The sequence below is a fragment of the Rhodococcus sp. BL-253-APC-6A1W genome (assembly GCF_012843405.1).
In the GTDB taxonomy this organism is placed as follows: domain Bacteria; phylum Actinomycetota; class Actinomycetes; order Mycobacteriales; family Mycobacteriaceae; genus Rhodococcus.
Genome location: NZ_JABAFB010000010.1, coordinates 42,184 through 53,694, shown reverse-complemented (window position 1 = coordinate 53,694; position 11,511 = coordinate 42,184). Strand labels below are relative to the sequence as shown.

The following is an 11,511-nucleotide window of genomic DNA, read 5'->3' as shown; positions in this document are numbered from 1 at the left end:
GCGGTGGCCGCGTGCCGTGCGGCGGGGCCCGTCACACCTGCTCCTCGACCGCGAGCTGCGACCCGACGATCTCCGCGTAGGTCGGACAGGTCTCCACCAGCTCGTCGTGCCGGCCCAGTCCGACGATCCGTCCACGATCGAGTACCACGATCTGGTCGGCGTCGATGATGGTCGATACGCGCTGGGCAACGATGATCACCGCAGCGGACATGGTGACCGGCCGCAGCGCGGACCGCAGGCGCGCGTCGGTCGACAGGTCGAGCGCGGAGAACGCGTCGTCGAACACGTAGACGGCGGGTCTTCGGACGAGCGCCCGGGCGATCGCCAGACGCTGGCGCTGCCCACCCGAGACCGTGGTGCCGCCCTGGGCCACGGGAGTGTCGAGGCCCAGCGGCATCGCACGGACGAACTCGTCGGCCTGCGCGATACGTAGCGCCTCCCAGATCTCCTCGTCCGTCGCATCACGCTTTCCGTGCCGCACATTCGAGGCGATGGTGCCGGAGAACAGGTACGCCCGTTGCGGGACCAATCCGATCACCGATCGCAGCGTGTCGGGATCGAGTCGCCTGACGTCGGTGCCGCCGACGAGCACCGACCCGGCCGTCGCATCGATCAGGCGCGGCACCAGCCCCACCAGGGTGGTCTTCCCCGAGCCGGTCGACCCTACGACGGCCGTGGTCGTGCCGGGCGCGACGAGGAAGGTGAGGTCGTGCAGTACCGGCTGGTCGGCACCCGGGTATCGGAACTCGGCGGCGCGAAAGTCGACGGTCGCCGGATCCGCGGCGAACCCGGCCGGGTCGGCCGGCCGCACCACCGACGTTTCGGTGGCGAGAACATCCCCGATCCGGTCCGCACAAACGGCCGCCCTCGGGGCCATCATCGCCAGGAACGACGCCATCATCACCGAGATCATGATCTGCACGACGTAGGTGATCATCGCGCTCAGCGCGCCGATCTCCACGCTCCCGTCGGACACGGCGTGGCCACCGAACCAGATGATCCCCACGGTCGTCACGTTGGTGATGAACATGACCGCCGGAAACATCAGTGCCATCATTCGTCCGACCCGTAGGGTCGCGTCGGCCAGTTTGTCGTTGGCGACCCCGAAGCGTTCCATCTCGTGGTGTTCCCGAACGAAGGCGCGCACGACCCGGATGCCCGTGATCTGTTCGCGCAGGACGCGATTCACGCTGTCGAGAAACGCCTGCATGGAGCGGAACCCGGGGATCGTCACCCGGATGATCAGGCTCATCGTCAGACCGAGGACGGGCACCGCCACCACCAGCAGCCAGGCCAGCCCCGGCGCGACGCGCATGCCCAGAACGATGCCGCCGATGCACATGATCGGCGCGGTGACCAGAACGAACGAACTCATCACCAGGAGAAGCTGGATCTGCTGAACGTCGTTGGTGTTCCTGGTGATCAACGACGGAGCGCCGAACGTGCCGACCTCCCGCGCGGAGAAGGTGTTCACCCGGTGCAGGAGATCGTGCCGGATGTCGCGGCCGGCGGCGAGCGCGCCGCGGGCACCGAAGTACTGACCGGAGACGGTGCAGATCACCTGCAGCAGCACCACCACGAGCATCCACCCGCCGATGCGCATGATGTATCCGGTGTCACCTTTCGCGACGCCGTTGTCGATGATGTCGGCGTTGAGCGTCGGCAGGTAGAGCATCCCAGCCGTCGCGACGGACTGCAGTGCTACCACCGCGACGACGTACGCGCGATAACGCGACAGGTACGCGACGATCAGACGGGTCAGCATGTGATCACCCTCACAACGGTAACCACAACTCGACGCAGATGCCCGATGTCACCCATTCGGGGGCCACGGCCCGCGCGTGCCCAGATGCGGTTCGGCGGGTGCGGCCGGACGGATCGGGCTGCAGGAGGGACGTCGGAAACGACGAAGGCAAGGAGTCGTGCGCTCCCTGCCCCTTTCAAGGTATAGCTCACCCCCGGTCTTGCGGCAAGACCCCCGGCGTCCTGCACAATCGCCGTTCGAGGCCAGGACCTGCACACATGCAGGGTTGCGCGGCATCCACGCCGCATCGCCGCCTGGCCGGCGCACCGGATCCACTTCGGACGAATGGGGGTTCTCATGATCGACGTCATCGTGGTCGGGGGCGGGCCGACCGGCATGATGCTGGCGGCCGAACTTCGGTTGCACGGATTGCAGGTGGTCGTACCGGAACAGGACACGGAGCCGACCCCGGTCGTGCGCTCGCTCGGGCTGCACGCACGCAGCCTCGAGGTGATGGACCAGCGCGGACTGCTCGAGCGGTTCCTCTGGCACGGAAAGAAGCACGCGGTGGGCGGTTTCTTCGCGGGCATTCCCGCACCGGCCCCGCAGGGTCTGGACACCACACACCCGTACGTCCTCGGCATCCCCCAGCCCGTCACCGATCGTCTGCTGACCGAACGCGCATCCGAACTGGGCGCGTCGATCCGGCGCGGCTGCACGGTCGTCGGACTCGAGCAGGACGACGACGGCGTCACCGCTGTGCTGACGGACGGAACGCGGCTGCGCTCCCGATATCTGGTGGGCTGCGACGGTGGTCGCAGCACGGTGCGCACGCTGCTCGGGGTTGCGTTCCCCGGCGAACCGTCCACGGTGGACACGTTGCTGGGCGAGGTGGAACTGACCGCGCCGCCGGAGACGATCGCCGCCGTGAGCGCCGAAGTCCGGAAGACGCAGCTGCGATTCGGCGCGATGCCTCTCGGTGACGGGCGCTATCGCGTGATCGCGCCCGCTGCCGGGGTGGCCGAAGACCGCAGGGTCCCACCGACTCTCGACGAACTGCAGAGCCGGATGCGGAGTGTGTCGGGTACGGATTTCGGCGCACATTCCCCGCGTTGGCTGTCCCGGTTCGGCAACGGCACCCGGTTGGCAGAGCGTTACCGCGTCGGCCGGGTGCTGCTGGCCGGCGATGCCGCGCACATTCATCCACCGACCGGTGGGCAGGGGCTCAATCTCGGTGTCCAGGACGCATTCAATCTCGGCTGGAAGCTGGCCGGCGCCGTGTGCGGGTGGGCGCCGGAGGCACTGCTGGACAGCTACCACGCCGAGCGGCACCCGGTCGCCGCCGACGTACTCGACACCACCCGCGCGATGATGGAGTTGATGTCCGTCGAACCGGGCCCGCACTCTGTGCGCCGCCTGATGACGCAACTGATGGATTTCGACGTGGTGAACCGCTACCTGGTCGAGAAAATCACCGCGATCGGAGTCCGCTACGACCTCGGCGACCCGCACGACCTGGTCGGCAGGCGCATCCGGGATGTACGCCTGGAACGCGGGCGGCTCTACGAGCAGCTGCACGCCGGCCGAGGACTGTTGCTCGACCGCACCGGTCGCCTGTCGGTGGCGGGCTGGGCCGACCGCGTCGACCACATCGTCGATCCCTGCGAAGAACTGGACGTACCAGCGCTGTTGCTGCGCCCGGACGGCCACGTGGCATGGGTAGGCGAGGACCAGCGGGATGCGGAAAGTCGCCTCACACGGTGGTTCGGCGCCCCCGCCCGCTGAAGCTCCCCGCCGGCCGCGCGCACTCACCGCGCGGCAGCGACGATACGATCGCGCCGTGGCAGCGACTCGGTACGGCATCCTCGTCTACGACGACGTCGAGGTGCTCGACGCGTTCGGGCCGTTCGAGGTGTTTTCGGTGGCCGCGCGCCTTTCGGCAGGTAGTCCCCGTGGAAGCGCCGGTGCGACACTCGTGTCTGCATATCCGGATCGGTCGATCGTCACCGCCCGCGGCGGTCTGCGGGTGTGTACCGACGTATCGATTGCCACCGCACCGGAATTCGATGTGCTGCTCGTACCGGGCGGTGTCACGCAGGTCGCCGAGAGCGATCCGGACCTGCGTGCCTGGATCGCCGCGCGATCGTCGACCCCGATCGTCGCCTCGGTGTGTACCGGAGCGTTCCTACTCGCCGTCGCGGGTGTGCTGACCGACCACCGCGTCACCACGCACTGGGACGACCTGGCTGAACTCGCGCGCCGCTTTCCCGGGTTGACGGTGCTGGACGGGCCGCGCTGGGTGCACGATCGCGGCATCTACACCTCCGCCGGTATTTCGGCAGGCATCGATCTCGCCCTGCACCTGGTGTCCCTCGTCGACGACGATCTCGCCCGCCGCGTGGCCCGGCAGATGGACTACCGCGGATAAGGGATCGGGGGTTCGGAGCTTGACCTTCGAGTCGGGTCGAAGGTTTACCGTCGACGTGTGGGCACGATGCTGATTTCCCAGTTCGCCGAACACACCGGCGTCCCGGCGACCACCCTGCGGTACTACGAATCCGCAGGGCTGGTCCCGGCGGGTCGAACCGACAGCGGATATCGCGTCTACCGGGAGCGTGATCTCGACCGGGTCGGGTTCATTCAGGCGACCAAGCATCTCGGACTCACTCTCGGTGAGATCCGTGAATTGCTCGCGGTGTGGGAGCACGGTTCCTGCGCCGCGGTGCGTGCTCGGCTACGGCCGAAGACGGCTGCACGCCTGGACGACACCGATGCGCGGACTGCGGAGCTCATCGCATTCGCCGACACACTTCGACGGGCACTTAGCTGGCTCGACGACATGCCCGAACGCGCCGAGCCGTGCGATGCCACCTGCGTCGTGCATGCACCGGACACTCGCAGTCGGGCACACCATCTGCCTCTCACCCCATCCCGCGTCGCGGACAACGGCGGGTCCGCGACGCCGATCGCCTGCTCCCTCGGCGGCGCCGACCATCGCACTCGCGCGCAACAATGGCGCCGGCTGCTCATCGGCGCCGTCCGGGAACCGAGCACGGCAGGGGTCCGGTTGCGGCTGCCCGTCGACCGAGCAGGTGCTCTCGCCGAACTCGCCGCCGCAGAGCAGCAGTGCTGCCCGTTCTTCGAGTTCACCCTGCGTCTGAGTGGTAGCCGGGTGGTTCTCGAGGTCGAGGCACCGCCGGAAGCTGCGGGGATGGTGCGCGAGTTGTTCGGCGAGGACACGCACACTCGTTCGGATCACTGAGCGTCGGTTCCGGGTTCGCGGTAACTCCCGCGCAGGTCGAGGTACGTCGACACTCCCACCCGGCACGGCTGCCCACTTTTTCCTCCCCCGAGACTCGCCGTCCGCGGGCCTCGTAGGCGCCAGGAAGGGGGTGCACAGTTTTTCGCACCCCTCGGCGAGTAACTCACCATAAGAGGGAATTATGACGATCAGACACTAGGCTCCCGCGAGCGCGTTCGGGACGCCCATCACGTCGCCTCTGACGGATCGACTTCGTTACTTATTAGTTTCGTATCTTCCGATGTCGGCGTATTCCCTGTTCAGTCCGTTTCATTTCATTACGTTTCGTAATTCATTTCGTTCTTGTACGGATATGAAATATAGATTAGGGTCGTGCATAGCCCGATAAGCGGCGTCGGACGCGCATCCCAGACACGAGGACTCCATGAGCACCCCTTCCCCCGATACCTCCCGCCCGGAAAACGACCACGGCGGGGATCCGTCCGGGCAGCCTGAAGGTGCACCCGCGCGCGTGGGCCGGCCCCGCAAGTACGCGTCGGCCGCCGACCGGGTACGTGCCCACCGCGAGCGCGAACGTGCCAAGAAACAAGCGGCGCTCTCCCCCGCCGCTGCGCAGGCATCCACACCCGACGACGCGATTTCCACCCTGGCTACAACCACGACGGCGTTGCGGACTCTCACCGCGACGACACTCGAGCAGTACGCAGCAATCGCGACCCGTATCACCGAAGCGGTCGACAAGCTGACCGACGCAGAGGCTGTCGAAGCGCAGATGACCAGAGCTGCGACCGAACTGGCCAAGGTCCGCGCCGACGCCGACGCCAAGATCGCGCGACTGCGCGAACAGCTCGCGCAGGCCACCGAGGATCGCGAGAACGCCGATGCGGCGGTCGTCGCTGTCGACGCCGAACTCGCGGACGCGCGGGCCGCCCACGCCGAACAGGTCCGTCGGCTCCAGCAGTCCCATGAGGAAGAACTCACCCGGGTGAGTGACGACCATGCCGACACGCTGCAACATCTTCAGGGCCGGCTCGCCGATGCCGAGTCCGAGCACCACCGGGTCGCCGCCGAATACCGGGAGACCATCGAGGAACTCGAGGCCGACCTCACCGGGTGCCGTCGCGCGCTCGACGACACCGCCGCCGAACGAGATCGCATCCGCACCGAACTCTCCGAGACACGCGACGAACTCGGTCGGGTTCGGGCCGCGCTCGAACGCGAGTCTGCAACCGTCGCCCGCCTCGAGTCCGAGTTCGGCGCCGAACGCGACCGGAACGCCGAGCTTCGGGATCACCTCGAGCAGGCCCGGGTCTCGGCCGCCACCTCCCGCGCCGCGGAGACGGCCTCCCGCGAGCGCAGCGACGAGCTGCGGGCCGAGTTGAACGATCTGCGCACCGAAGTCGTCCGGTGCCGGGCAGAACTCGATGCCGCGCGCACGGAACTCGTGCGAGCACGAATGACGGCGGATTCGGTGAAGCACCCGCGCGACGATTCGGCAGGCGTCGAACCACAGAAGTGACGGCCGGCCGTTGCGGACGGGGCTCCGTATTCCTTTCGGCCGCCTGAGCCGTTGCTGCCGCACGCTACGGGGCAGGTACCTCCGCGGCGGGACCGGTCGGCACCGCGAACACGAAGTCGTTGTTCGCATAACCGAGCGGCGGTCCGACGAATTCCCCGCCGCAGGTGATGAGCAGCAGCGTTTCAGGACCGTCGAGCCGGTTGATTTCGTCGAGCGGGAGGTTTCCCTCCTTGCCCACGCTCAGCAACCGGTCCACGCGGTACTCGCGTGCGCGCCCGTCACCGGTCGACACGGTCAATTCGTCACCTTCGCGCACGTCGGCGAATCGTGCCGCGAACCCGTCCCCTTGATCGACGTCGTCGACGTGTCCGGTCACCACGATCGCACCGCTCCCCCCGCCGGGCATCGCAGAGTCCACCCACCAGCCGAGACGCGAAACATCTTGCGGGGGAAGCAATGTGCCGCTTCCGTCGGTGGCGACCGGGTCGGTCGGCGCGGTGACGCCGTCGAGCGTCAGGGACACCGGTGCTGCCGGGTCGTCGGCGATCGCCGCGACCGGTGGCGGCATGTCCTTCTTGCCCTCCGTCACCGACGCCGGGACGGAGGCGGTATCCGGATCGGAGGTGGTGGCGCAGCCGCCCAGAAATACAAGGGCGGCTGCGCACACAACGGTGATGCTCGGTCGTGCCCGCATGTCAACGACCGTAAATCGATCCGGCAGGGATGGATTGCACCGGCACCCGCGCATCGGGATCGCGATGGACCGGCGGCGTACTCGGACTATCCGGAACCGGGGCATGCGGCGGCACGGTGCTGTGCGGGTGCGTCGGTTGCGGCGTCGTCGATGACGGCGGTTTCGTGGGCGGTGGTGTGGTCGTCGGTGGTTTCGTGGGCGGTGGTGTGGTCGTCGGTGGTTTCGTGGTCGGTGGTGTCGTCGTCGGTGGTTTCGTCGTCGGTGGTGGAGTCGTCGTAGGCGGCGGCGTGGTCGTCGGTGGTGGAGTCGTCGTAGGCGGCGGTGTCGGCGGCGGTGTCGTTTGGGCCGTTGCCGCCGTCGGCGCGGACTCTCCGGTATCGCCCGGGATCTGAGCGCCGGCTCCGCCGGCCACAGCCACGAGCAGTGTCGTTCCGAACAGCGCGGCGAGGAATGGAGATGCTTTTCGCATGGTGGGTGCCTCAATTCGATGACCGAATAGGTGGGTACCCCGACGTATGACATGTCGCAGGGACGCCCACGGGCGTTAACGATTCCGCGAGTCGAGACCCACCCGACGCAACTCCGATACCGCGCCGTGTCCTCTCCCGGGTGCCGGACGCTCGATTCCGCAGTATCGACAGGTCTCGTCCTTTTCGAACTCGCGCCCACACCACCGGGCTACTGTCCGGAGTGGAAGGTGGGAAGACTGTTCTCGTTCCGTCCGGGAGGCACTGTGCAGAACGACGAGGGTGACACCGCTGACCGGCCGCTCATCGACCTGCGGCATCACAGCGCGGTCGTCGTCGATCTCGGGGTCCTTCCGGATTTCGCGTCGGTTTCCGGTGCCGAGGGCACCGGAACGTCCCGTCCCGACGAAACCGAGGGACGAGCAGACCCGGTGACGGCACTGCTGCGCCGACTGGACAGTGCCGGTGTGGGGATGGCGGTGTTCTCCCCCAGCGGACACGCGAAGGAAGCGTTGGAGACCGCGGGCCTCAGCGGGCCGCTGTCCGTCGCGGTGAACGAGACGACACCCGAGGGGGCCGCGGCACGCCTGGGCGCCAGGCCGTCGTCCGCCGTGCTCGTCACAGCCCGCGGCGAGCACGAGGTGCACCCCGGGCATCGTGCCGGGTTCGCCCTGGTCATCGAAGTCGACCGGGAGGGACGCGAGCGGGATCCGACCGTCGCGGGCACACACGTGGTGGTCCGGGATCTCGGCGAGATCGGACTGCGGGCAGATGATCGCCCCCTCTCGGACATCCCCGACGCCGCCGCGTCCGACGCGGAACTGGCGGCGTTCCTGCGGCTCCACGAACCGGTCCTGCTACTCGACCTCGACACCGCCACGGCGGATACCGAGCCGACCGAAAACCTTCGGAGCGCTCTGGCGAGGCTGGCGGAAACATGCATCGTCGTGGTGCTGAGCGAACGAGACCTGACGGGCCTGCAGGACCGGCTCGGGATACCCGGTCTGTGGTACGCGGGCCGACACGGGTTCGAACTCGCCGGACCGGCCGGCGAGAAGTACGAACACCCTGCCGTACTCGCGACGGGGACCGGTGCCGACCGAGCATCCGGTCACCCGGATGGCGGGGAAATCAGTCCCGCGCCTGGGCGGGACAAGGGCACAGCACTGCACTGGGTGCTCGAACACATCGCCCAGGGGAAGTCGGTGCTGCCCGTATACATCGGAGGCGATCGCACCGACGAGGACGCATTCGATGCGCTGCCCCGCGGCGGGATCGGGGTCGTGGTCCGGCACGAGGCCGGCGAGGATCGACGGAGCGCCGCCCGGTTCGCGGTGAACGGCGCGGCCGGGGTGCAGGAGCTGCTGGATCTGGTCGGCGACATGCTCGAGCGCAACCCGCCGGATGCGTCCCGGGCCGGTGCGTGGACGCTGTTCTACGACGACTACGACCCTGATTCCGAGAAACTCCGGGAATCACTCTGCACCGTGGGAAACGGGTTCTTCGCCACGCGCGGGTGTGCGCCCGAAGCAGTCGCCGGTCCGACCCACTATCCGGGCACGTACGTCGCCGGCCTGTTCAACCGGTTGCAGGACGACCGTCCGGGCATGACGCTCGTCAACGAAAGCCTGGTGAACACGCCCAACTGGCTGCCGCTGACGTTCCGGATCGACGGTGGACCGTGGTTCGACGTGGACGCGGTCGAACTGCTCGATTACCGCCAGTACCTCGACCTGCGCCGGGCGGTTCTCACCCGCCGGGTGCAGTATCGCGACGCCGCCGGGCGGACGACCACAGTGGTCCAGCGACGGTTCGTCGCGATGCATCTGGCGCATATCGGCGCGCTCCAGACCACGGTGGTGGCGCACGATTGGTCGGGCCTCGTGGAGTTCAGATCTTCGCTCGACGGTTCGGTCCGCAACGCGCTCGTCGACCGATACCGTGACCTGGCCGATCGACATCTCGTCCCGATGGACGCGCGCGAGGTGTCGCCCGGTTCGGTGATGCTGAGCATGCGGACGAACCAGTCGCATGTCCCGGTGGCGACGGCAGCACGCACCACCGTCCGGTCCAACGGCGAACGGCACGACAGCACCTGTCAGTTGTTCGAGAATGACGGCAGCATCGGCCATATCGTCGCTGTCCGCGTCGACGAGGGTCGAACCGTCACGGTGGACAAATTGGCCACCGTGTTCACCGGTCGCGACCGTGCGGTCTCCGATCCTGCCGACGCGGCCACCCGCCTGTTGTCGGCGTCGGGCACGTTCGACGAGATCCTCGACGGTCACGTGCGGGCGTGGGAACTCCTGTGGGACCGGACCCGGATCACTCTCCATGATCGGCCGGATGAGTCCCGGATTCTGCGACTGCACATGCTCCATCTCCTCCAGACCCTGTCGCGGAACACCGCCGATCTCGATGCGGGTGTCCCGGCCCGCGGCCTGCACGGCGAGGCCTACCGCGGACACATCTTCTGGGACGAGTTGTTCGTCTTCCCGGTGCTCAACCTGAGGAAACCGTCGCTGACCCGGTCCCTGCTGATGTACCGGTACCGCAGGCTGCCGGAGGCACGCCGCGCGGCCCGTGCCGCCGGTTACCAGGGCGCGATGTTCCCGTGGCAATCCGGAAGCGACGGACGGGAAGAGAGCCAGCAGTGGCACCTCAATCCGCGGTCCGGGCGGTGGCTGCCGGACCCCAGTGCGCGGCAGCATCACATCGGCATTGCCGTGGCCTTCAACGTGTGGCAGTACTACCAGGTCACCGGAGATCTCGCGTTCCTCGGTGAGTACGGCGCCGAGATGCTGGTCGAGATCGCACGGTTCTTCGCGAGTCTCGCCACCTACGACAGCACCCGGTCCCGATACGTGATCCGCGGGGTCGTGGGACCGGACGAGTTCCACTCCGGGTCCCCCGAAGCTCCGTACGACGGCATCGACAACAACGCCTACACCAACGTGATGGCGATATGGGTCATTCTTCGTGCGATGGAAGCGCTTGCCACACTTCCTGATCCGGACCGGACCGACCTGATGCACAGTCTGCACCTCGACGCGGACGAACTCGCCCGGTGGACCGACGTCACCCGGCGGATGTTCGTTCCGTTCCACGACGGGGTATTGAGCCAGTTCGAGGGATACGCCGATCTGGCCGAACTCGACTGGGACGGTTATCGCGAGCGGTACGGAAACATTCAGCGGCTGGACCGGATCCTCGAGGCGGAAGGCGACGATGTGAACCGGTACCGCGCCTCGAAACAAGCCGACGTGGTGATGCTGTTCTACGTGCTCTCGGCCGACGAACTGCGAGATCTGCTCGGACGTGCGGGTTACCGGTTCGAACCGGCCGCGATCCCCCGCACCATCGACTACTACCTCGCGCGCACGTCCCACGGGTCGACCCTGAGCGCCGTGGTGCACTCGTGGGTCCTCGCACGCGGTCATCGCGACGAGGCCGTGGAGTACTTCGAGAGAGTTCTCGTCTCGGATGTCACCGATATTCAGGGTGGCACCACCCGCGAGGGCATCCATCTTGCGGCGATGGCGGGAAGCATCGACCTGCTGCAGCGGTGCTTCACCGGACTCGAGACACGAGGCGACCACCTCATCTTGAACCCGCAGTGGCCGGAAAGCCTCGGTGCGCTGGAGTTCCCGATGCGCTACCGCGGACACAACCTCCAGGTATCGGTCCACGGCCGGAAGGTGGAGGTCACCGCCGGGCCCGGAGACCACCGCCCGATCGAGGTGATGTGCCGCGACCGGACAGCCACTTTGCAGCCCGGGTGCACTGTTGCGCTGAGCTGACGGGGCGCGAACCCTCGCAGGGCCG

General features: G+C 67.5%; 8 protein-coding genes. 6 read left to right on the top strand and 2 right to left on the bottom strand.

Features of this window, described 5'->3' with window-relative positions:
* Positions 1-31 precede the first annotated feature (31 nt).
* The gene (locus HF877_RS16305) at positions 32-1,765 is read right to left on the bottom strand and encodes an ABC transporter ATP-binding protein (protein ID WP_169622247.1); all 1,734 of its coding nucleotides are present in this window, start codon (positions 1,763-1,765) and stop codon (positions 32-34) included.
* A gap of 336 nt (positions 1,766-2,101) precedes the next feature.
* Between HF877_RS16305 and rox the strand changes: the two genes are divergently transcribed.
* From rox to HF877_RS16285, 4 genes are all read left to right on the top strand, one after another.
* Positions 2,102-3,529 carry a rifampin monooxygenase gene (gene rox / locus HF877_RS16300; protein WP_169622246.1) on the top strand — a complete coding sequence of 476 codons (1,428 nt, stop codon included), beginning with the start codon at positions 2,102-2,104 and terminating at the stop codon, positions 3,527-3,529.
* 55 nt (positions 3,530-3,584) lie between these two features.
* Positions 3,585-4,172, top strand: coding sequence for a DJ-1/PfpI family protein (locus tag HF877_RS16295; protein ID WP_346765198.1), 588 nt, complete (start codon positions 3,585-3,587; stop codon positions 4,170-4,172).
* A gap of 66 nt (positions 4,173-4,238) precedes the next feature.
* Positions 4,239-5,006: a MerR family transcriptional regulator gene (locus HF877_RS16290; protein ID WP_206037230.1), complete on the top strand. Its 768-nt coding sequence runs from the start codon at positions 4,239-4,241 to the stop codon at positions 5,004-5,006.
* A 424-nt stretch (positions 5,007-5,430) separates the two neighbouring features.
* Positions 5,431-6,525, top strand: coding sequence for a hypothetical protein (locus HF877_RS16285; protein WP_206037216.1), 1,095 nt, complete (start codon positions 5,431-5,433; stop codon positions 6,523-6,525).
* A 64-nt stretch (positions 6,526-6,589) separates the two neighbouring features.
* On the opposite strand, the gene HF877_RS16280 is transcribed toward HF877_RS16285, so the two are convergent.
* The gene (locus HF877_RS16280; protein ID WP_169622243.1) at positions 6,590-7,219 is read right to left on the bottom strand and encodes a class F sortase; all 630 of its coding nucleotides are present in this window, start codon (positions 7,217-7,219) and stop codon (positions 6,590-6,592) included.
* Positions 7,220-7,248: 29 nt separating this feature from the next.
* Between HF877_RS16280 and HF877_RS16275 the strand changes: the two genes are divergently transcribed.
* On the top strand, positions 7,249-7,611 hold the full coding sequence (locus HF877_RS16275; RefSeq protein WP_169622242.1) for a hypothetical protein: 363 nt from the start codon (positions 7,249-7,251) through the stop codon (positions 7,609-7,611).
* A gap of 341 nt (positions 7,612-7,952) precedes the next feature.
* The gene (locus tag HF877_RS16270; RefSeq protein ID WP_346765197.1) at positions 7,953-11,486 is read left to right on the top strand and encodes a trehalose-phosphatase; all 3,534 of its coding nucleotides are present in this window, start codon (positions 7,953-7,955) and stop codon (positions 11,484-11,486) included.
* Positions 11,487-11,511: the final 25 nt, after the last annotated feature.